This window comes from Burkholderia sp. BE17 (genome assembly GCF_009362305.1).
Lineage (GTDB): Bacteria > Pseudomonadota > Gammaproteobacteria > Burkholderiales > Burkholderiaceae > Burkholderia > Burkholderia pyrrocinia_C.
On the sequence record NZ_WHNU01000052.1, the window covers coordinates 1 to 21,463 of the forward strand.

Annotated in this window: 16 protein-coding genes; 2 read left to right on the forward strand and 14 right to left on the reverse strand. The window is 68.3% G+C overall.

Annotation, left to right across the window (positions count from 1 at the left end):
• Positions 1 to 1,652, forward strand: a 1,652-nt coding sequence (locus tag GD429_RS33970) for a cyclic peptide export ABC transporter (RefSeq protein WP_152863778.1), incomplete at its 5' end; no start/stop codon positions are given.
• 179 nt (positions 1,653 to 1,831) lie between these two features.
• Here the strand turns inward: GD429_RS33970 and GD429_RS33975 are convergent.
• From GD429_RS33975 to GD429_RS34045, 14 genes are all read right to left on the reverse strand, one after another.
• The gene (locus tag GD429_RS33975) at positions 1,832 to 2,854 is read right to left on the reverse strand and encodes an iron-siderophore ABC transporter substrate-binding protein (protein ID WP_321575086.1); all 1,023 of its coding nucleotides are present in this window, start codon (positions 2,852 to 2,854) and stop codon (positions 1,832 to 1,834) included.
• Positions 2,851 to 3,651, reverse strand: coding sequence for a siderophore-iron reductase FhuF (gene fhuF, locus GD429_RS33980; protein WP_152863780.1), 801 nt, complete (start codon positions 3,649 to 3,651; stop codon positions 2,851 to 2,853). Before fhuF ends, GD429_RS33975 begins: the two co-directional genes overlap by 4 nt.
• Positions 3,648 to 5,738, reverse strand: a complete 2,091-nt coding sequence (fhuB, locus tag GD429_RS33985; protein WP_152863782.1) for a Fe(3+)-hydroxamate ABC transporter permease FhuB — start codon at positions 5,736 to 5,738, stop codon at positions 3,648 to 3,650. Before fhuB ends, fhuF begins: the two co-directional genes overlap by 4 nt.
• Positions 5,735 to 6,583 (reverse strand): ABC transporter ATP-binding protein, encoded by an 849-nt coding sequence (locus tag GD429_RS33990; protein ID WP_152863784.1) that lies wholly within the window; start codon positions 6,581 to 6,583, stop codon positions 5,735 to 5,737. Before GD429_RS33990 ends, fhuB begins: the two co-directional genes overlap by 4 nt.
• On the reverse strand, positions 6,573 to 7,592 hold the full coding sequence (locus tag GD429_RS33995) for a TauD/TfdA family dioxygenase (RefSeq protein WP_152863786.1): 1,020 nt from the start codon (positions 7,590 to 7,592) through the stop codon (positions 6,573 to 6,575). Before GD429_RS33995 ends, GD429_RS33990 begins: the two co-directional genes overlap by 11 nt.
• Positions 7,593 to 7,636: 44 nt before the next feature.
• The gene (locus GD429_RS34000; RefSeq protein WP_152863788.1) at positions 7,637 to 7,879 is read right to left on the reverse strand and encodes an MbtH family protein; all 243 of its coding nucleotides are present in this window, start codon (positions 7,877 to 7,879) and stop codon (positions 7,637 to 7,639) included.
• Positions 7,880 to 7,967: 88 nt separating this feature from the next.
• Positions 7,968 to 8,636: an RNA polymerase factor sigma-70 gene (locus GD429_RS34005; protein WP_152863790.1), complete on the reverse strand. Its 669-nt coding sequence runs from the start codon at positions 8,634 to 8,636 to the stop codon at positions 7,968 to 7,970.
• A 316-nt stretch (positions 8,637 to 8,952) separates the two neighbouring features.
• Positions 8,953 to 9,975 (reverse strand): fimbrial protein, encoded by a 1,023-nt coding sequence (locus GD429_RS34010; protein ID WP_152863792.1) that lies wholly within the window; start codon positions 9,973 to 9,975, stop codon positions 8,953 to 8,955.
• A complete protein-coding gene (locus GD429_RS34015) occupies positions 9,972 to 10,718 on the reverse strand; it encodes a molecular chaperone (protein ID WP_152863794.1) in 747 nt (248 codons plus the stop codon). The genes GD429_RS34010 and GD429_RS34015 overlap by 4 nt, the downstream gene beginning before the upstream one ends.
• A gap of 16 nt (positions 10,719 to 10,734) precedes the next feature.
• Complete coding sequence (locus tag GD429_RS34020; protein ID WP_258282842.1) at positions 10,735 to 13,188, reverse strand: fimbria/pilus outer membrane usher protein; 2,454 nt, start codon at positions 13,186 to 13,188, stop codon at positions 10,735 to 10,737.
• Between the two features lie 120 nt (positions 13,189 to 13,308).
• Positions 13,309 to 13,821, reverse strand: a complete 513-nt coding sequence (locus GD429_RS34025) for a fimbrial protein (RefSeq protein WP_034184132.1) — start codon at positions 13,819 to 13,821, stop codon at positions 13,309 to 13,311.
• Positions 13,822 to 14,682: 861 nt separating this feature from the next.
• Positions 14,683 to 16,173, reverse strand: a complete 1,491-nt coding sequence (locus tag GD429_RS34035) for an efflux transporter outer membrane subunit (RefSeq protein WP_152863882.1) — start codon at positions 16,171 to 16,173, stop codon at positions 14,683 to 14,685.
• Positions 16,173 to 19,310, reverse strand: a complete 3,138-nt coding sequence (locus tag GD429_RS34040) for a multidrug efflux RND transporter permease subunit (RefSeq protein ID WP_152863796.1) — start codon at positions 19,308 to 19,310, stop codon at positions 16,173 to 16,175. The genes GD429_RS34035 and GD429_RS34040 overlap by 1 nt, the downstream gene beginning before the upstream one ends.
• A 15-nt stretch (positions 19,311 to 19,325) precedes the next feature.
• Positions 19,326 to 20,525 (reverse strand): MexX/AxyX family multidrug efflux RND transporter periplasmic adaptor subunit, encoded by a 1,200-nt coding sequence (locus GD429_RS34045; protein WP_152863798.1) that lies wholly within the window; start codon positions 20,523 to 20,525, stop codon positions 19,326 to 19,328.
• A 150-nt stretch (positions 20,526 to 20,675) separates the two neighbouring features.
• On the opposite strand from GD429_RS34045, the gene GD429_RS34050 reads away from it, so the two are divergent.
• A complete protein-coding gene (locus GD429_RS34050; protein WP_152863800.1) occupies positions 20,676 to 21,323 on the forward strand; it encodes a TetR family transcriptional regulator in 648 nt (215 codons plus the stop codon).
• The last annotated feature ends 140 nt before the right edge of the window (positions 21,324 to 21,463 follow it).

Below are 21,463 nucleotides of genomic sequence, written 5' to 3' on the forward strand. Positions count from 1 at the left end.
GCCGTACGTCGCTCGCGCTGGCGCTTACCGCGTGCGTGCTGAACGGCGTCGCGAGCGTGCTGCTCGTCGCGACGCTGAACCGCGCGCTCTCGCAACCCGGTGCGGCCGATGCGTCGCTCGCGTGGCGCTTCGCGCTGTGCGCGGTGATCGCGCTCGTCACGCGGATCGTGTCGGGCACGCTGTTCGCGCGCCTGTCGCAGGACACGATGGCGCGGCTGCGCGCGCATCTCGCGCGGCGCGTCGGCGCGGCCGAACTGCGCGACATCGAGCGGATCGGCGCGGCGCCCGTGCAGTCGGTGCTGACCGACGACGCGACCAACGTGTCGATGCTGTTCTTCGCGCTGCCGAACCTGGTCATGCACGGCTCGATCGTGTTCGGCTGCCTCGGTTATCTCGCGTGGCTGTCGTGGCCCGTGTGCATGCTGGCGCTGGCCGCGATCGTCGCCGGCTCGCTCGGTTACCACACCGGCGACCGCCGCGCGATCGCGTCGCTCGAAGCGGCCGGCCACGCGCAGGACCGCCTGTTCGGTTATCTCGGCTCGCTGTTTTCCGGCGCGAAGGAACTGAAGCTGCACGATGCGCGCGCACGCCAGTTCGTCGACGGCCAGCTCGGCGCCGCGATCGGCGAAGTGCGCGACCACCGCCGCCGCGCGTTCAGCGCGTACGCGGTCGGCGTCGGCTGGATCATCTTCCTGTTCTATGTATTTCTTGGCGTGGCGTCGTTCTGGCCGCAGCTCGGCGTGCATGCCGATCCGGGTGTGGCGGCCGGCTACGTCGTCGTGTTCCTGTTCATGCTCGTGCCGCTCGACGGACTCCTGAACAACCTGCCGACCGTCAACGCCGCACGCGTGTCGCTCACGCGCATCGAAGGCGTGATGGCCGAGTTCGGCGCGCTGCGCACGGTGCCGCCCGCCGCCGACGCGCCGGACGTACCGCCGGCCGGCGCCGTCACGTTGCGCGGCGTCACGCACGCGTATTTCCACGAGCGCGACGAGCGGATGTTCAGCATCGGGCCGATCGACCTGACGATCGAGCCGGGCGAGCTCGTGTTCATCGTCGGCGGCAACGGCAGCGGCAAGACGACGCTCGCGAAGGTGCTGACGGGGCTCTACGAGCCCGAGGAAGGCACGATCGAGGTCGACGGCCGCACGATCGGCTGGCGCGAGCGGGCAGCGTATCGGCAGCGCTTCAGCGCGGTGTTCAACGATTTCCACCTGTTCGATGCGCTGCTCGGCATCGTCGATCCCGACGATCCGGCCCGCGCGCAGGCCGATGCGCGGGCGAATGCGCTCATCGCGAAGCTGGCGCTCGACCACAAGGTGAAGGTGGTCGACGGCGCGTTCTCGACCCGCGCGCTGTCGACCGGGCAACGCAAGCGGCTCGCGCTCGTCGTCGCGTATCTGGAAGACCGGCCGTTCTACCTGTTCGACGAATGGGCGGCCGACCAGGATCCGTCGTTCAAGGCCGTGTTCTACGAACAGCTGCTGCCCGAGCTGCGCGCGCGCGGCAAGGCCGTGATCGTGATCACGCACGACGACCGCTATTTCGATCTCGCCGACCGGCTGCTGAAGCTCGACAACGGGCGCATCGTCAGCGACACGATGCCAGCGCGTTCGCGTGCTCAGAATAGTGTCGACGCGCTGAGCGCGTAAGCCATTCATCGATGGATCGCCGATGCGCCGCAATGAAGGCGCGTCGGCGATGTTCGATTCGGAAGGGAATGTTGCCGGAGAGTGGCGACAAGGAAAGGCCGGGGCATTGACCGTCAAGCCGATTACAACGCGCTGCCTGTTACGACAGCGTTATCCATGCGCGACAACCGTCCGCGCGCTCAACGCGCAGCCGGCAGCTTCAGCATCGTATCGGTCATCACGTCGGCCAGCTTCAGCGCCGACATCGGCCCGCCGAACCCCCAGATATTGCGTTCGACGAGCGCGATCCGGCGGTCGCGCAGCGCGGGCACGAAGCGCCACACCGGCGAGTCGAGTTTCGCCGACAGCGGCACATCCATCCCCGACGCGGTCACGAACAGCACGGCCAGGTCGCGCTGCGTGAGCAGGTCGGCCGACGTCACGTACAGCGTGCCTTCCCGCGTCGGTTTCTTCGGCCACGGATCGAGGCCGAGCGCACGCGCGAGGCCGGCCGACGTGCTGTTGCCCGTATAGGCCCAGTAACGGTCGGGCAAGCCGAGATCCTGCAGCAGCGCGATGCGCTCGCCCTTTCTGCCCGCTGCCGCGAGCCGTGCCGCATTGCGCGCGATCCCCGCGTCGAGTTGCGCATCGACCGCCTGCGCGCGCGCGTCGCGCCCCGTCACCGCACCGATCGTCCGGAAGATCTGCCGCATCCAGTCGAGCTGCGTGACGGGTACGCCATCCTCGGAAACATTCGGGCTGAACTGGAACAGGATCGTCGGCGCGATCCGGTCGAGCGCGTCGAAGATCGGCGCATGCCGGAAGCCGACGCCGATGATCAGATCGGGCTTGACCGCGGCGATCGCCTCGAGCCCCGGCTCCTGCCGCGAGCCGATGTCGGTCACGTGCGCGAGCCGGCCGCTCCGGTAGCCGAGCCAGCCCGGATAGAACGCGGTATCGGCCATCCCGACCGGCACGAGGTCGAGCGCGATCACGCTTTCCGCGAACATGAAGTCGAGCGCGACCACGCGCTGAGGCCGCGCGGGCATCTTCGCGCTCGCCTGCGACACGACGGGGTTGCCGGTCAGCGATACTGCGCCCGGCGTGCCGGGTCCGCCGCCGGCAACGACAACCGCACCGGCCGACGCGGGAAACACGCCGCAGCACGCGGCACCGAGCGCGGCGAGTGCGCCCAATGCGTGCCGGCGACCGGCATGCGTCACCGGATCGCGTCCTGCCGGGCCAGCGCCGCGTCGTCCATCGTCAATAGCAGGGGGCAGCTTCCACACAGTTGCGTTTCTCCAGGAATTTCGTAGCGCAGGCAGCACACGCGGCGCGCGCGGAACGGCGTCGGCAGCAGCGGCGAGCGCGGCACGGCATCGCGCACCGGCATGCGCAGCGGATTCGGTTCGCACGCGAAGCACGTCGAGCCGAACAGCCAGCCCGCGTCGCGCACGGGATCGGCCGAGCAAGGCAGCGACCGGCAGGTGTCGAGCAGATAGTCGAGCAGGTTGCCCGCGTTGCTCCACAGCACGCGCGGCGTGACACGGCCCATCGCCGCGAGCAGGTCGATCACCGCGCCGAGATGCGCGACGAGCCCCGCATAGCGCGGCGCGGGATCGTCGCACGGCGCGCCGAGCGCGTCCGCCGCGAAATACAGCGCGGCGGGCATCCCGTCGTCGAGCGCGACGAACGTGCGTTCGGGCGTCATGTCCAGCGGCCGGCCGAGCGTCAGCGCGGCGACGACGCCGGCCGGCGCCGCACGGCCGAAATAGTATTTGCTCCATTGCGACGTCAGCGCGCGCGCATGCCGTGCAGGATCGCCGCCGTAATGGCGGACCATCGCGTCGAGCACCGCGTCGCGATGGTCGGGCAATGCGCTGACGGGCACGACGATGCGGCCCGGCGCGTGCGTGTCGTCGGGCATGCCGAGCCAGACGACGTCGAGATGGTCGGCGAACGGTTCGGGCGCGAACGCCGAGAAGCGCGTGGCGCGCACGCCGTCGAGCGACGGCGTCATCGCCCCGCGCGCCGGGCGCGGCGCCCCTCGAGGATCAGCAGCCCGAGCAGGTACGGCGCGCCGATCAGCGCGGTCAGCACGCCGGCCGGCACTTCGCGCGGCGCGACGACCGTGCGGGCCGCGAGATCCGCGACGCCGAGGATCAGCGCGCCGCACGCGGCCGCGAGCCACAGCCGCGTGCGATGCCGGCGCGCACCGAGCATCGTCGCGACGTGCGGCGCCATCAGCCCGATGAAGCCGACCGGCCCGACCGCCGCGACGGCCGCGCACGCGGCGAGCGTCGCGATCGTCAACGCGAGCGGCCGCAGCGCGGCCACCGGCAGGCCGAGCGCAGCCGCCTGGTCGTCGCCGAGCGCGAGCATGTCGAGCGGTCGCGCGAGCCACGCGAACACGGGCACCGCGAGCACGCACCACGGCAGCAGCATCGACACCTCGCCCCAGCTGCGACCATAGGTGCCGCCCACGAGCCATACGACGAAGCGCGCGGGCTGCACGCTTTGCTGCGTGATCAGCCATTGCGCGAGCGTCGTCCACAGCGCGCCGATCACGATACCGGTCAGCGCAACCGCGAGCGGCGCATAACGATGCCGGTGATTCAGCGCGAGCGTGATCGCGAGCGACAGTCCGCCGCCGATCAGCGCGGCCGCCGCGAGCGTCACATGGCCCATCAGCGGCCACGTCGACAATGCGAACAGCGTGACGAGCCCCGCGCCCTGCGTGACACCGAGCACTTCGGGGCCCGCGAGCGGATTGCGCACGACGCTCTGCATCGCGACGCCGCTCACGGCCAGCAGCGCGCCCGCGAGCAGTGCGCACAGCAGGCGCGGCATGCGCAGGTCGATCAGCATCCGCGCGAGCGCATCCTGGCCGGACAGCGCGGCGGACCAGCGCGCGGGCGACAGCCACTCCGGGCCGACCGATACGCCGATCAACACCACCAGCGCGCCGACCACGACGAACAGCGCCGTGCGCAGCGGCCAGCCGAGCCGTTCGAGCCAGCCGACGAGCCGCGTCGAGCCGCCGCCCGCCGCACGTTCGGCATCCGCGTGCAGCACGCCCGACCACGCGGCGCCGCGCCGGATCATCGCGAGCATCAGCGGCGTGCCGACCAGCGCGATCGCAACGCCGGTCGACAGTGTCGCGTCGAGTCCCGACGCGAGCACCGCGCTGTCGGTGACGAGCACGAGCGCGCCACCGGCGAGCGCCGACAGCGGCACCAGCAAGCCGAGCCGAGCCGCGCGCGCGCCGCGCACCTGGCGCAGCAGGTTCGGCGCGACGAGGCCGACATACGACAGCGGGCCCGCGATACTGACGGCCACGCTCGTGAACGCGACTGCGACGAGCGTCGCGGCGAGCCGCGTCGCATCGACGCGCACGCCGGCCGCGGCCGCCGCATCGTCGCCGAGCGTGAGCGGATTCAGCGGCCGGATCACGAACGGCAGCGCGACCAGCGGCACGACGAGCCAGCGCGCGGCGAGCGCGAGGCCCGTTGCGCCCGGCTGGTAAAGGCTGCCGTTGGTCCACAGCGCGGCGCCTGCGATGTTCTGCTCGAAGAACGCGAGCACGAGCGTCGACAGCGCCGCGAACAGCAGCATGCACACGCTGCCCGCAAGCACGAGCCGCAACGGCGTCGCGCGCCAGCCGCCGGCCGCGACGATCGCGACCGCAGCGGCGGCCAGCCCGCACACGAACAGCAGCGGCACCGATGCGACGCCCGCCAGCGCCGGCACGAGCATCGCCGCGAGCAGGCCGAGTTGCGCGCCGCCGGTCACGCCGAGCAGATCGGGCGACGCGAGCGGATTGCGCGTGAGCGACTGGAACAGCGCACCCGCGATGCCGAGACAGCCGCCCGCGACGAGCGCGGCCGCGACACGCGGCAGGTTGAGGTCGAACAGGAACACATGCGCGAGCGCGGCGCCGTCGCTGCCGGGCGCCGCTTCCCACCACACGCGCAAATCGAGTGCGACGCGCAGCGCCGCAAGTATCGCGATCAGCGCGACGAGGCCGATCGCGATCGTACCGGCCCGGCCGGACGTCGCGCCCTTCCCCGTCGCCGCGAGGCGCTTGCGCATCGCGAACGTCGTCATATGGCGAGATCCCGATCGAAGACGCTGGCCGCCTGCGGTGTGTCGGATGTGGACGGCCCGTAGGCCGGCACGCACATCGGTGCGCCCGTCTGCGGATGCGCGAGCTTCAGCATCTCGACGCCGAACGCCGCGCGCAGCCGCGCCGGATCGAGCATCGCATCGGGCGAGCCCTGCGCGACGAGGCGGCCCGCGCGCATCAGCACGATCTCGTCGCTGTACGCGGCCGCCTGGTTCAGGTCGTGCAGCACCCACACGATCGTCAGCCCGCGCACGCGGTTCAGCGCGCGCAGTGCATCGAGGATGTCGAGCTGGTGATGGATGTCGAGATAGGTGGTCGGCTCGTCGAGCAGCACGACCGGCGCCTGCTGCGCGAGCGCCATCGCGATCCACGCACGCTGGCGTTCGCCGCCCGACAGCGCGCCGACGTCGCGACCCGCGTCGTCGGCAAGGCCGCTCGTCTCGAGCGCCTCGTCGATCGCCGCATGGTCGGCACGCGACAGCCCGCGCAGGAAGCCGCCGTACGCATAGCGCCCGTACGCGACGAGTTCGCGCACCGTCAGGCCCGACGGAATCTGGTTGAACTGCGCGAGCATCGTCAGCTCGCGCGCGAGCGCGCGACGGCGAAACGACGCGAGCGGCTTGCCGTTCACTTCGACATGGCCGGCACGCGCGGGCTGCAGGCCCGCGAGCGTGCGCAGCAGCGTGCTCTTGCCGCAGCCGTTCGGCCCGCACAGCGCGGTCACGCGGCCGGCCGCGATCGACAGGTCCAGCCCGTCGATCACGACATGGTCGCGATAACCCACCGTCAACCCGCGCGCGGCAAGCGCGGCGGTACTACGCGTCATCGGTCCTCCGTTCGGTCGCGCGCGGGACCGCGTAACTCTGCGCCATCGCGACGACGACCTTGCGCGGCCCCTCGAACGGGTCGCGCGCATGCGCGGTCAGCATGTTGTCGAGCATCAGCACGTCGCCCGTGCGCCACGGGAACACGATGCGCTGCTGGTCGAGCACGCCGCGGATCTCGGCAAGCGCATCGGCCTCGAGCGGCTCGCCGTCGCCGTAATACACGTTGCGCGGCACGTTCTCGAGCCCGACCGCATCGACGAGCGCTTCCTGCATGTCGTCGTCGAGCGCGGACAGGTGGAACAGGTTCGCCTGGTTGAACCACACGCGATCGCCGGTGCGCGGGTGGCGCGCGACGGCCTGGCAGCGTTCACGCGTGCGCAGCAGCAGTTCGCCGTCGTCGTCGGTGCGCCATGCGCATTCGATGCCGCGCGCCGCACACATCCGTTCGACCTCGGCCGGCTCGTCGGTGCCGAACGACTGCTGCCACGGCAGGTCGAGCCCCTGCCCGAAATTGCGCACGTACAGCAGCTCGCGCCGCTCGAAACGCGCGACGAGCGCCGGATCGAGCGCGCGATACACGGCGCGGCTGTCCGCGATCGGCGTCGCGCCGCCCTTGGGCGCCGCGAGCGCGCAGTGGAACCAGATCCGCAGCGGCCATTCGCGCGTATACGACTGCTCGTTGTGCAGCGGAATCGCGCGGTGCGGCGGGTATTCGGTCGACGTGTAGACCGCGCCTTCGACCTGGCTGCGCGGCGTCGACGCATATTCATAGCCGATCAGCGGATCGCCGAACGATGCCGCGAACTGCTGGAACGCGTCGATCGACGGCACGTGAAAGCCCGTGAACAGCACGCCGCCCGCCCGTTCGAGCGTGTCGGCCGCGATCTCGCGCCCCAGCGGCGCGACTTCGTCGATCGACATCCCGTCGCTGCCGCGCGGCGACACGACGGTGGGCAGCCCCGGCTCGATACGCAGGTCGTCGAGCGTCGGCAACGAAAGCAAGGTCATGCAACGTCCTCTTCAGGTGGCGCGCCGGATCACGGCGCAGCGGGTCACGATGCGCGCGACGCGCGCTCGCCGTCCATCGCGCGGCGCAGGCTCGCGGGGCGCATGTCGGTCCAGACGGCCTCGATGTGCGCGAGACAGTCGGCCTTCGGGCCGCGCACGCCGACCTCGCGCCAGCCGGCCGGCACGGGCCGGAACGTCGGCCAGATCGAATACTGTTCTTCGTCGTTGATGACGACCGTGTAGACGAGATCGTCGGTGTCGGCGGAAGGCGTCGTGGCTTGCGTCATGATCGGAAAAAAGCGGGAGACGGTTGAAGGATGCGAAGCGGCGGATTGCGCCGCTCCTGTCTGATAGACGATTGGCCGGCGCGTTTTTTTACCGACGCCGCGCGCGGCCGCCCAGGAACACCGGGCACGCGACGCCGCGATGGCATGCGTCGAGGCATTCCGCGCAGTGGCGCTCCGCGTCGCGCACCATGAAATGCACGAGCGTCTGCGATACGTTCAGCGCGCGCGCCGCGGTCTGCAGCGTCTCCTCGCGCAGCCGCACCATCTCGAAGGCCGCGCGGCTGCGCGCCGGCAGGTCGTCGAGCGCGGCCCATACGCGCCGCAGCGTATCGCGCGTCATCAGCGCGGCTTCCGGCGTCGGCTCGGGCGACGGCACGTCGAAGCCGTCGTCCTCTTCCGTGTGATAGACGTTTTCGAGGCTCTGCCGACGGCACGCGTCGATCGACGCATTGCGCACCATCCGCGTCACGTACGCGACCGGCTGGCGCACCGCGTCCTGGTTCGGGAATTCGACGAGCTTCACGAATACGTCGTGCACGACGTCCTCGGCGCGGCTCGCACAGCCGACGAAGCCGCGCGCGACATTGACGAGCATCGAACGATGCGAGATCAGCACGTCGAGCAGCGCGCCCTGCGCGCGGGGCTCGGCGGCACGGCGCGCTCGCGGCGCGGCGCGCGGCGGCAGGTCCGGATAACTGCCGAGGAACGGGTTCGCCGTTGCCGCCGCCGGTCGGTCGAGCACTTCCGCCATGGCCATCGATCTGCTCCGTCAGATTTCGAGATAGCGCAATTTAACGTAAACGCAAATCATTCTCAATCCGATTACCGAATGCCCCTTTCAGCTGTCAGGATTTGTCTGAACAATAAACGGGATCGTTGTTCGAGCGAACGGGGTTCGCATCGTGCGACGCGCTTTCGGTCCTGAAGGGCCGGTACGATGCGATCATCACCACCCCAAAGTGGGCCGCCGGGTGCGACAAGCGTCGCTTAGCAGATGTGGAAAAGCGCCGGCAAGCCGACGCTTTTTTCCTGACTCGCGTGCAAGGGTGGCAGCCGCGTCCACCCCACCCGCATCAGTAGATAAACAGCCGAATCGTCGCCGTCGCATCGAACCGCCCGATCTTCGGCGGCCCGAACGACTTCAGCACCGCGTCCATCAACACGCTCTGATTCATCACGTTGGACGGAAACTGCGTCAGCGTGAACTGTTGGTTGAACGGAATCGCCTTGCCCTGGCTGTCTTCGATGCCGATACCGAAATTGCTGTCCTTCGCGGGTACCAGCAAACCGTTCCGAACCGGATAGCTCGTTTCGAAGTACCCGTCGACGCGTACCGCGACGTTGCATTTCTTGGTCAGCGACAACGAGAATCGCTTGCGCGGCACCGCCGGCAGGAAGCCGTTGCCGACCGCCTGCACCTGTCCGAAATTGACGATGCCCGGTTCGGGCGTCACGAGCACGTCGACGAAACACGGTGTCGGCTTGAGGTTGCGCAGGCCGCTCAGGCGGTACTGGAAGCTCGGGTTGTACGCGTTCAGCCCGAACTCGCCATCGAACTGGAACACCGTGTAGATATCGCTCGGCGGCTGGACCCAGTTGCCCTTCTTGCGCACGACGACCTGGTAGTCGATGCTGATGCGCGTCTGCTGGCAACGCCCGCGGTCGAAGTCGTACCTGCTGCACGGCGGCACCGAATACCCGGTAAACACGCCGCCGCCGCGATTGCTGGTCTTGTCGAAATAGTCGACGCCCTTGTAGCGGATGCCGATCTCGAGCCCCCACGCGGCAGGGTTCGTGCGATTCGGATTCGCGTAGAAATAAATGTTGTCGACGACCTTCAGGCTGCCGTCGTCACCCAGGTCCTTGTAGCAATATCCCGACGTCGTGCGCACCGGCGACACCCAGATCACGTAGCCGTCCGGCGCGTCGGTCGGATACGACGCAACGCCGCCGATCGGCTCCGTCAACGAAGTCGCGCCGCTGTTGGTCAGGCAGCGCAGTGCCCACGCGGGCTGCACGGCCGCGATCAGCAGCACGAGTACGATCCAGCGCAACCAGGCCGTCGGCGCTTCCCGAAGACGCATTCCCCCGCTCATTTCTTCACGCTCTTGCAAGCCCCCGCGTCGCACGCATACTCGACCGCCACCTGGCCGCCGTAATCGTCGATATGCGTGACGAACAGCGTCGACGGCGTCGCGGCCTTGAACGGCACGTCGGCCGTGCTCATCGGGCTCACCATCACCGGCTCGATCGGCACCGGCGTCTTCTGCGCGCCCGAGCTCACGTCGACCACCGTCACGTGGTAAGGCGTCGGGTTGTCGAACACCAGCTTGTGCGCGACCGCGTCGACGCGCAGCGTCATCGGCAGCGTCCAGTCCTCGTCGCGCGCGGGCTGCACGGCCTTCGGCCGGTAGAACAGCTTCATCTGCGTATGCAGCGCGATCTGCAGCGTGTTCGGCGTATCGGTCTTCGGCGGCACTTCGCGGATGTTCAGGTAGAACACCGATTCGCGATCGGCCGGCAGCGCGGTGCCCGGCAGCTTCGCGATCCGCAACACGTTGCGCTCGTTCGCCTCGACCCGCTGCAGCGGCGGCACGACCATCAGCGGCGACGTGATCTTGTTGCCGTTCGCGTCCTCGAGCCACGACTGCACGAGATACGGATACGTCGTGCTCTTGTTGGTGATCGTGACGATCGCGGCCTGCTCGCCTTCGTTGAAGATCACGCGCGTGCGGTCCGGCACGATCGCCGCATGCGCGGCGCCCGCGAGCAGCGCGCCTGCGGTCGCGAGCGCGCACGATGCGCGGCGCGGGAAGGAAAGGGAAAGAGAATTTTTCATCGCAGGATCCGTGGATTCATCGTTCGACCCGTGCGGCCGCTGCGTGCGACTCGCCGGGCGTCTGGCACGTCACCGGGATCGGCGTGCCTTCGAGTTGGAGCTGGTTCGGCAGCGCATCGACCGTGCAGAGCGTGCGTTCTCCCGCGCGCACCGCGAGCGACGATTTCGGCTGAACCTGCGTCAGGAACGCCGCGCCGCCCTCGCCGACGATGCCGAGTTCCTTGCCGTTCGCCGCGTCCTGCACCGACGCGCCGAACGGCAGCGGCTTGCCGGCCGGGTCGGTCAGCGTCAGGTACAGGTTGCTGCCGCGCGCGGCGGAGAACTTCACGAAGCCGATCGCGCCGTCGGTCAGCACCATCCGCTGGATCGGGTTCGTCACCTGCACTTCGAGCGGCAGCTTCTCGACGTTGACGGTCGCGTCATACACGTTGTACGGCGAGATGCCGTCGAGCACCGCATAGCCGCGCGAATCGGTATGCGTGAGCGTGCCGGACAGCGGCACGTCGGGCACGCCGTCGGTCGACACCAGCAGCCTCGTGTCGCCCGCATTGCCGTTCGCGTGCGCGGACACGCCGTACTGCGTCGCGACGAACGAACCGTCGACCTCGAGCGACGCGGCCGCATACGCATTGGCGAGCGTCGACGCCTGTGCCGTGAGCTGGTACGCCGACGAGCGCTGGCGGAAGCTCGCGTTCGCCGAGGCGCGGCCGTCGGTCGCGCCCGCATTGACCTGGTAGGTGCGGCCATCCGGATCGTCGTAGATGTAGCCCGCGTTCACGCTCGTGCTGCCGCTGCCCGTCGTCAGGTTCGACGTGACGGTGTGGCGGCCGCCGATCGGCAGCGTCGCGGTGACCGAAAACTGGTTGCCGCTCGCGCCCGCGCTCTGCGTGCGAAACGCCGACACGCTGACGTTCAGGTTGCGCAGCGCGCCGATCGAGAACGCGCGCGTCAGCGTGAGGCCGACGCGCTGCTCGGACGAACGCGCCCAGTAGGTCGTCTGGTCGTACGAGAAATAGGTCGACGTGTCGCCGAAGCGCTTCGACATCGTTGCCGAGTAGCGCTGCTTGCTGTTGGCAAGGCCGTACGCGGTCGGGTCGCCCGTGAACTGCGCGAAGTTCGTGTAGTCGCGCTCCGAAAACCGGTAGCCGAAGAAGCGCACGTCGGCATCGAGCCCGTCGAAGTGCTTCGAATAGTTGACGCGATACGAGTTGCCGTTGCGCGTCGCGCCGTTCCACCACAGGCGTGCCCGCGCATGCGTGACGTCGGCCGACACCGCGCCGAACGCGCCGAAATCGCGGCCGACGCCGAGCGCGATCGACGTATAGCCCGATGCGGCGATGAAGCCGCCGTACACGGTGACGTCGAACGGCAGGCCGTACGCGATTTCGCCGAAGCCGAAGAACGGCGTGACGCCGGCGCCGCCGAACAGGCGCGGCTTGCCGACGGCGGCCTTGTAGCGCAACTGACCGGTGCGCGCGAGGAACGGCACGGCGGCCGTCGTCACCTGGAAGCGCTGCACGCTGCCGTCCTCTTCCTCGACCGCGACGTCGAGCGTGCCCTGCACGCTCGTGTTGATGTTCTGCAGTGCGAACGCGCCCGGCGACACGCGCGTCACGTACAGCACGCGGCCTGCCTGCGACACGGTCACGGTCGCGTTGGTGCGTGCGACGCCCGCGATCAGCGGCGCATAACCGCGCAGCGAAGGCGGCAGCATGCGGTCGTCGCTGCGGATCGACGCGCCCGTCAGCGCGAACGTATCGAAAATGTCGGAGCTCAGGTAGTCGTCGCCGAACGTCACCGTCGACTGGATCGACGGCAGCGCGCGAAATGCATAGAGTCGGCTGAAGCGGAACGTGCGGTCCGCGTACGCCGTGTTGCCCACGTTCGACTGCGCCTGGTAGTCGCCGCGAAAGCGCCATGCATCCCAGTTCGCGCCGATCGTCCCGTAGGCCTGGATCGAATTCGTCTGCCCGCCGCCCGCACCGAAGTTGCGGTTCGTGTTCGCGATCACGCGATAGTCGAGCATCGCGCCGGGGATCCCTTCGGACCAGCGCTCCGGCGGCAGGTAGGTCGAATCGGTGAATTCGAGCGCGGCCTGCGGAATCGTGATCTTGAGCCGCCCGTCGCTCTTCAGGTAACGCACGGTCGCCCCCTCGATCGCGCCGAGGTCGACGCAACGCCCGCCCTGGAAGCGTGGCAGGTCCTTCGCGAGCGACGGCTTCAGCCCGAACTGCGCGACGAGCTCCGGCCGCAGGCACGGCTTGCCCGCGCCGGACGCGTCGACGGCGATGAACTCGATCGCCTGCAGCCCGTAGAACAGGTCGTTGACCTGCACGTCGAGCATGTACTCGCCCGGCAGCGTGAAGTCGGCCTGCGAGAACTGCGACAGGTCGACATTGCTCGTTCCGTCGATGTCGAGGAACGACGAATTGAATTCCGTCGCATGGCCCTGGCTGCCGACGACCAGCACGGAGACGCAAAGGAAGGAATGTCTGATTCGCACGCGGTGCTACCGGAAGTCCGAGGGAGAGAAAAAGCGGGGGGGAAATGAACGAGGAAGGGTGCGCGCACCCTTCCCCGGTATGGCGGCTTACTGGTAGCGGACCGTGAAGTTCGCGACGCCGTCGGCGGTACCCGGCGTCACGCCGGCTGCCGTCGCTTCGTACATCGCTGCGAAGCGGGCGATGTTCGTGCCGTTTTGCAGCACGGTCGGGGCCTTCTGCTCGGCGCCGTTGTCGAGGTATTCGCCCGACGCGGCCTGCAGGCGGATGCCGACGTTGGTTGCCGAACCGATCGTGGCGAGCAGCTTCGGCTGGCCCGCGCTCGACGTGCCCGTGAACGTGAAGTACGCGTTCTGCGCGATGCTCGTGTCGCAGTCGGTCAGCTTGATGTCGAAGTTGGTCGGCGTGGACTTGTCGCCGGCCTGCTTGAACACGTTGGTCGGCACCTTGCCGAGATTCACGGTCTGGTTGACCGAGCCCGAATCGATGCCGCACGCGCCCGCGACGATCTCGCCCGTGAAGTTGATCGTGCCGGTGCCCGCTGCGAAGGCCGAGGTCGACAGGGCCGCGAGTGCGACAGCGGTCAGGAGGGATTTTTTCATGACGTTTTCCGTGAGAATTGCAAAGGGAATGGGCGACGTGGCGGATACAAAAGGCAGCGCGTGGTTGGCTCCCGTCCGTCACGAGGCGGCATTATCGAGATAATCATGAAAGTTTTTTGTAAATCATTGTCAAATATCTCTGACAATGTTCGATTTACGCCTCTTGAATCCAATTATTTCCCGACGATTTTCAATCGCGCCATTTTCGTACGCAGTCCTTTTTTGCTCCACGGAACCAATTGAAGATTAACGAAATTTTTCGCTGATAATCAGCCCACCCCCGCCAACTCCATCTGGTACGGGCTCACGCAAGATTCGATCCCAAAAGGACAAAACATTGTCAAATGCCGCCACCGTTGTCATTCGACAACGCCAATATCAAGTCATTTTCAACTGACAGGAAATTAACCGCGATCTTCGCCAACCTCTATTTAGAGCGCAAACGATTGCGAAGCGAATGCAAACGTTTCACCGCGACTTTTTGTCTTCGTTATTAATTCCAATACACGGATTAATCCGACCGTCAATTCCCGATCGAGAATCAGGCATTCGCGCGACCGTCGGAACGCGACATGCGGGCCTGAATGAAAGCGCTGAAAAAGGAAGATGCGCGGCGCACGTTTGCGCCGGCTGGCGACACGATCGGTCACCGGATGCGGGCCGTTCCGGAAGATGCCCTTCCGCACCGCCCGGGGATGAAACACGGCTCGGATGACTTGCCCGACAGCGGAAGGCATCGCCGATGGCGATCGGCAATACAACGGGCAACGATGTCGATCGAAACGGGAAACGGCGACCGCACGTCGAATCGTGCGGCCGCCGTCTCGTTGCCCGGCACGCTGCGGCGTCAGGCGACGCGCATCATGCGGAAGCCGCGACCTCCGCCGAGGCCGACGCCGATGCCGGCGCCCAGCCGCCGCCGAGCGCGCGATACAGCGCGATCACGTTCGCGAGCCTGAGCTGCTTGAGCCGGATCAGCTCCTGCCCCGACTCGTACGTGCTGCGCTGCGCGTCGAGCAGTTCGAGATACGTCGCGACGCCGCCCGCATAACGGCGCTCCGCGAGCTTCAGCCGCGCACCGTCGGCCGTGTAGACGTCCTGCTGCGCGGCAAGCTGGCGATCGATCCAGTCGCGCGCGGCAAACGCGTCGGCCACTTCGCGGAACGCGATCTGTACCGCCTTCTCGTATTCGGCGACCGCGATGTGCTTGCGCGCGTTCGCGACGTCCAGATTCGCGCGATTGCGTCCGCCCGCGAAGATCGGCAGCGTGATGCGCGGCGCGAACGTCCACACGCTCGTGCCGGCCGCGAACAGGCTCGAGAACGCGTCGCTGACCGAGCCGTAGTCGGTCGTCAGCGCGATGCGCGGGAAGAACGCCGCACGGGCGGCGCCGATCTGCGCGTTCGCGGCCTTGAGCCGCGCCTCGGCCTGCCGGATGTCCGGCCGCCGCTCGAGCAGCGCGCTCGGTGCGCCGGGCGCCACGGGTGCGATCGACAACGTGTCGAGCGCGGTCGCGTCGCCGGGCACGTTGCGCGCGAAATCGCCCGCGAGCAACTGCAGCGCCCGCACGGCCTGCGCATGCTCGCGCTGCAGCGCGGCCTGCGACGCACGCGCGGACGCCACCAGCATCTCGGCCGAACGCAGCTCGATCGCGTCGCTCGTGCCGGCCGCGTAGCGGCGCTGCGTGAGCGCAGCCATGCGCTCGCGCGCGTCGAGCGTGCGCTGCGCCAGCGCGAGCTGCTCGTGCAGCGAGCGCTCCGATACATACGCCCCCGCCACTTCGGCGATCACGCCGATGCGAACCGTGCGCTGCGCGTCGGCCGTCGCGAAATATTCGGCGAGCGCCGCGTCGGACAGGTTGCGCACGCGGCCGAACAGGTCGAGCTCGTACGCGCTGACGCCGACGCCCGCGCGATACAGCCCGCTGATCGCGCTTTGGCGCACGACCGGGTCGTACTGGCGCGCGCGTTCATAGCCGAGATTCGCATCGACCGACGGCATCAGGTCCGCGCGCTGCACGCCGTACAGTGCGCGTGCCTCCTCGAGCCGGCCGGCCGCGATCCGCAGGTCGCGGTTGTTCGCGAGCGCCGCGTCGATCCACGCCTGCAGCGCCGGATCGGTGAAATACGCATGCCAGTCGTCGAGCAGCGCGGCATCGGACGCCGCAGCCGCAGCCGCAGCCGCAGCCGATTCGGCAACCGGCGCCGCGCTGCCGTCAACCGGCGCATAGGTCGCCGGCACCGGCGCCGCCGGCCGCTCGTAGCGCGGCGCGAGCGAGCAGCCGGCGAGCGCGAGCGTAGCGGCCAGCGCGAGCTGCGCCCGCAGTACGGCGCGTGCATTCAGCGCAAACATCATTGCGATCCCTCCATCGTCGCCGGTTGCGCGCCGCCGCGCCGGCGCGGGCCGACGTCGAAGAGGCGGCCGACGATCACGAAAAACAGCGGGACGAGGAACACCGCGAGCACGGTCGCCGTGATCACGCCGCCGAGCACGCCGGTGCCGATCGCCATCTGCGCGCCGGACGCGGCGCCCGACGCGAACGCGAGCGGCAGCACGCCGACGCCGAACGCGAGCGACGTCATCACGATCGGCCGCAGCCGCAGGCGCGCGGCCTCGAGCGCGGCGTCGACGAGCGACATGCGCTGCGCGACCAGATCCTTCGCGACTTCGACGATCAGGATCGCGTTCTTCGCGGACAACCCGATGGTCGCGATCAGTCCCACCTTGAAATAGATGTCGTTCGGCATCATCCGCAGCGTGACGCCGAGCACCGCGCCGATCACGCCGAGCGGGACGACCAGCATCACCGCGAACGGGATCGACCAGCTCTCGTAGAGCGCCGCGAGCGCGAGGAACACGACCAGCACCGACAGCGCGAACAGCATCGGCGCCTGCGTGCCCGACAGCCGCTCCTCGAACGACTGCCCCGACCACGCGTAGCCGATGCCGGCCGGCAGCTTCGCGGCGATCCGCTCGATCGCGGCCATCGCCTCGCCGCTGCTGTGGCCCGCCGCAGCCGAGCCGTTGATCGTGAACGACGGATAGCCGTTGTAGCGCGTGAGCTGCGGCGGCCCCATCGTCCAGTGCAGCGTCGTGAACGCCGCGAGCGGCACCATCTCGCCGCGCGCGTTGCGCACGCGCAGCTTCTTCACGTCATCGGGATCGAGCCGGTGCAGCCCGTCGGCCTGCACGACCACGCGCCGCACCTGCGTGCCGTGCATGAAGTCGCCGATATAGTCCGAGCCGAACATCACCGCGAGCGTCGTGTTGATCTCGTCCATCGACACGCCGAGCGCCGACGCCTTCGCGCGATCGATGTCGAGCTTCAGTTGCGGCGCGTCCTGCGTGCCCGCGAACATCAGGTCGGTGAGCGCGCGGTCCTTGCCGCCCGCCGCGAGCAGCTGCTCGCGCGCGGCGCTGAACGTCGCGTAGTCGAGCCCGCCGCGGTTCTGCAGCCGGAAGTCGAAGCCGCTCGACGAGCCGAGATCGGGCAGCGCCGGCGAGTTCATCGCGAACACCGTCGTGTTCGGCGTGCCCGCGAAGCGCTCGTTGATGCGCGCGACGATCGACTGCACGTGATCGCGCGCGGCCTTGCGCTCCTTCCAGTTCTTCAGCGAGACGAAGATCATCCCGCCGTTCGGCCCTTCGCCGTACAGGTTGAAGCCGCCGAGCGCGAACGTATACGCGGCCGGCTCGTCGTGGCGGATATACGACTCGACCTCGCGCACGCTCTGCATCGTTTCCGCGAGCGGCGTGCCCTGCGGCCGGATCACCATCACCATGAAGTTGCCCTGGTCCTCGTCGGGCAGGAACGCGGTCGGCAGTTGCGTGAGCATCAGCGCCGCGGCCGCGGTCAGCGCGCCGTACACGACGAGCCAGCGCACCGGCTTCTTCAGCATCGCGCCGACGCGCGTCGCGTAGCGCTGCGTCGCACGCGCGACGAAGCGGTTGAACCAGCCGAAGAAGCCGCGCTTCTCGTGATGGTCGCCGGACACGGGCTTGAGCAGCGTCGCGCACAGCGCGGGCGTCAGCGACAGCGCGAGGAATGCCGAGAAACCGATCGACACCGCGAGCGACAGCGCGAACTGCCGGTAGATGTTGCCCACCGCGCCGCCGAAGAACGCCATCGGCAAGAACACCGACGTCAGCACCACGGTGATCCCGACGATCGCACCGCTGATCTGCGTCATCGCCTTGACGGTCGCGTCGTACGGGCCGAGCCCTTCCTCGACCATCAGCCGCTCGACGTTCTCGACCACGACGATCGCATCGTCGACGAGGATGCCGATCGCGAGCACCATCCCGAACATCGTCAGCACGTTGATCGAGAAGCCGGCCGCATACATCACGCCGAACGTGCCCGCGAGCGCGACCGGCACGACGAGCGTCGGGATCAGCGTCGCGCGCAGGTTCTGCATGAACAGGAACATCACGAGGAACACCAGCACGCCGGCCTCGATCAGCGTCGTGACGACCTTGTTCATCGACACGCGCACGAACGACGACGTCTCGTACGGAATCTGGTATTTCACGCCCGGCGGGAAGTATGCGGACAGCTCGTCCATCGCCGCGCGCACGCGCTTCTCGGTGGACACCGCGTTCGAGCCGGGCGCGAGCTTGATGCCCATCCCGGTCGCGACCTTGCCGTTCACGTACGACGGATAGTTGTAGTCGTTGCCGCCGAACTCGACGCGTGCGACGTCGCGCAAGTACAGCGCGGAGCCGTCGGCCTGCGTGCGCAGCGCGATCGCGCCGTAATCGGCCGGCGTCTTCAGCGGCGCGTCGGCGAACACCGTCGCCGCGATCGGCGCACTGGCCGGCACCGCGCTGCGGCCGATGTCGCCGATCGTCACGCGCGCGTTGTGCGCGCGCACGGCCGATGCAATGTCCGACGCGGTGAGGCCGTGCCCGGCCATCTTCACCGGGTCGGGCCAGATCCGCATCGCATATTCGGCGCCCCAGAACTGCACCCTGCCGACGCCGTCGACGCGGCGCAGCGCCTGCACGACGTTCGCCGACGCATATTCGCCGAGCTGCACGTCGGTCATCCGGCCGTCGTCCGACGTCAGCGACACGACGAACTGGATGTTGTCGGCGGCCTTCTCGACCTGGATGCCGTTGCGGCGCACGGGCTCGGGCAAGCGCGCCTCGACCGTCTTCAGCCGGTTCTGCACCTCGACGGCCGCGAGATCGGCGTTCACGCCCTGCTTGAACGTCAGGTACAGCGACGCCATCCCCGCGCTGCTCGTCGCGGACGTATACATCAGCCCCGGCGCGCCGTTCATTTCGCGCTCGATCAGCGCGGTCACCGATTCCTCGACGACCTGCGCGGACGCGCCCGGGTACGTCGCATAGATGCTGACGACGGGCGGCGCGATGTCCGGGTACTGCGCAACGGGCAGCGCGCGGATCGCGAACGCGCCGCCCAGCATGATGAAGATTGCGATCACCCACGCGAAGACGGGGCGGTCGATGAAGAAACGTGCCATGGTGGTTTGAACCGGTCAGGTTTGACGGGCGGCCGCCTGCGAAGCGGCCGCTGCCGGCGCCGCCTTCGACGGCGGCGCCTTCTCGACGGGCTTGACGGCCGTATCGGGCGCGAACTGCGCGGCGTTGTCGACGATCACGCGCTCGCCGCCCGTCAGGCCGCGCGTGATGCGCCAGTCATGGCCGCTCATCTGGTCGGCCGCGACCTCGACGTCCTTGACCTTGCCGTTCGTGCCGACGACGCGCACCGACGTGCGATCGGTCGTGCGCAGCAGCGCGTCGCGCGGCACGAGGATCGCCCGCTGGTCGACCGCCGTGTCGAGCGCGATCCGCACATACGCGCCCGGCAGCAGCTCGCGCTCGGGATTCGGGAACAGCGCGCGCATCGCGACGGTGTCGGTGGTCGGATCGACCGCGAGATCGCTGAACAGCAGCTTGCCCTTCAGCGGATACGCGGTGCCGTCGGCGCGCAACAGCGTCACCGCGATGTCGTGCTGCGCAATGCCGGTCGCGCGCCCGCTCTGCACCGCGCGGCGCAGCGCGTCGACGTCGGCGGCCGGCTGCGAGAAGTTCACGTAGATCGGATCGAGCTGCTCGACGGTCGTGAGCGGCGTCGCCTGGTCCTGGCCGACGAGCGCGCCCTCGGTCACGAGCGCGCGCCGTGCGCGGCCCGCGATCGGCGCGGTGACGGTCGCATAGTCGAGCTGCAACTGCGCGCGCGCGAGCTCGGCCTTCGCGGATACAACCCCGGCTTTCGCCTGCGTGTCGTCGGCAACGGCCTCGGTATGGTCGCGCTCGCTGACCGCGCGGTCGCGCACCAGGTCGTCGTAACGGCGGCGCTTGTCGCTCGCCGCGAGCGCGGCGGCCTGCGCCTTCGCGAGCGCACCCTGCGCGGCGTCGCGCGCGGCCTTCAGCGGTGCGGGATCGATGCGGAACAGCACCGCGCCCTGCTTCACTTCCTGGCCTTCCTCGTAGGTGCGCTCGGTGACGATGCCCGCGACCCGCGCGCGCACTTGCGCCTGCCGGTACGCGTCGAGCCGGCCCGGCAATTCGACGGTCATCGGCACGGCCGTCGGGCGTACCGTCACGACGGTCGCCTGCTTCACGGTCTCCGGCGCGGCGTCCTTGTCGCCCTTTCCGCACCCGGCCACGACCAGCACGGCCGCCAGCGCGAACGGCGCCAGCCGGTGGCGCAACAGGAAGCGATTGTTATTCATGTATGACCTCGGATCGTTCGCCGCCGATAAAATGCGGCGGCTCAGGGTGGCCGATTATAATCAGTCACGACTGATTAAATAAACGCTGTTTCGATCCGACCGCCACGCTGTCTCAATAAAACGACAGTGAATTGTAAGGAAACTCACGACATGGCCCGCAAGACCCGGGAAGAATCGCTCGCCATCAAGCACCGAATCCTCGACGCCGCCGAGCTCGTACTGCTCGAGAAAGGCGTCGCGCAAACCGCGATGGCGGACCTGGCCGAGGCCGCCGGAATGTCGCGGGGCGCCGTCTACGGCCACTACCGCAACAAGATGGAAGTGTGTCTCGCGATGTGCGACCGCGCGTTCGCGCGCACGTCGGAAGGCTTCGACGCGGGCGACGGCCTGCCGCCGCTCGCCACGCTGCGGCGCGCCGCGTCGCACTATCTGCAGGAATGCGGCGAGCCGGGCCCGATGCAGCGCGTGCTCGTGATCCTCTATACGAAGTGCGAGCAGAGCGAGGAAAACGGCGCGCTGCAACGGCGTCGCATGCTGCTCGAGTTGCAGATGCTGCGGATCACGAAGGCGCTGCTGCGCCGCGCGATCGCGGCAGGCGAACTCGCCGCAGATCTCGACGTGCACCTGGCGGCCGTCTATCTCGTGTCGCTGCTCGAAGGCGTGTTCGCGTCGATGATCTGGACCAACCGGCTGCGCGGCAACCTGTGGAACGACGCCGAAGCGATGCTCGACGCCGGCTTCGACGCCGTCCGCACGTCCGCCGCGTTGCACGGCCGAGCGCAAAAATTGCCGGGCTGACGAAAATTATCGTAACAAATTCTGATTTAACCCGATTTACCGCACTGCGAAACGAATGAGCTGACCCCCTTTAAAATTTTTAACGTTTCGCGGAACATCGGTAGACTGACGCTGTCATCTTTCTTTAGCGTCTTCGTGAT

Excerpts from the sequence above, each read along its gene's own strand:
- fhuF (WP_152863780.1), bottom strand. The coding sequence starts at position 3,651 with ATGACGCCGTCGCTCGACGGCGTGCGCGCCACGCGCTTCTCGGCGTTC.
- fhuB (WP_152863782.1), bottom strand. The coding sequence starts at position 5,738 with ATGACGACGTTCGCGATGCGCAAGCGCCTCGCGGCGACGGGGAAGGGC.
- GD429_RS33990 (WP_152863784.1), bottom strand. The coding sequence starts at position 6,583 with ATGACGCGTAGTACCGCCGCGCTTGCCGCGCGCGGGTTGACGGTGGGT.
- GD429_RS33995 (WP_152863786.1), bottom strand. The coding sequence starts at position 7,592 with ATGACCTTGCTTTCGTTGCCGACGCTCGACGACCTGCGTATCGAGCCG.
- GD429_RS34000 (WP_152863788.1), bottom strand. The coding sequence starts at position 7,879 with ATGACGCAAGCCACGACGCCTTCCGCCGACACCGACGATCTCGTCTAC.
- GD429_RS34005 (WP_152863790.1), bottom strand. The coding sequence starts at position 8,636 with ATGGCCATGGCGGAAGTGCTCGACCGACCGGCGGCGGCAACGGCGAAC.
- GD429_RS34010 (WP_152863792.1), bottom strand. The coding sequence starts at position 9,975 with ATGAGCGGGGGAATGCGTCTTCGGGAAGCGCCGACGGCCTGGTTGCGC.
- GD429_RS34015 (WP_152863794.1), bottom strand. The coding sequence starts at position 10,718 with ATGAAAAATTCTCTTTCCCTTTCCTTCCCGCGCCGCGCATCGTGCGCG.
- GD429_RS34025 (WP_034184132.1), bottom strand. The coding sequence starts at position 13,821 with ATGAAAAAATCCCTCCTGACCGCTGTCGCACTCGCGGCCCTGTCGACC.
- GD429_RS34035 (WP_152863882.1), bottom strand. The coding sequence starts at position 16,173 with ATGTTTGCGCTGAATGCACGCGCCGTACTGCGGGCGCAGCTCGCGCTG.
- GD429_RS34040 (WP_152863796.1), bottom strand. The coding sequence starts at position 19,310 with ATGGCACGTTTCTTCATCGACCGCCCCGTCTTCGCGTGGGTGATCGCA.
- GD429_RS34045 (WP_152863798.1), bottom strand. The coding sequence starts at position 20,525 with ATGAATAACAATCGCTTCCTGTTGCGCCACCGGCTGGCGCCGTTCGCG.
- GD429_RS34050 (WP_152863800.1), top strand. The coding sequence starts at position 20,676 with ATGGCCCGCAAGACCCGGGAAGAATCGCTCGCCATCAAGCACCGAATC.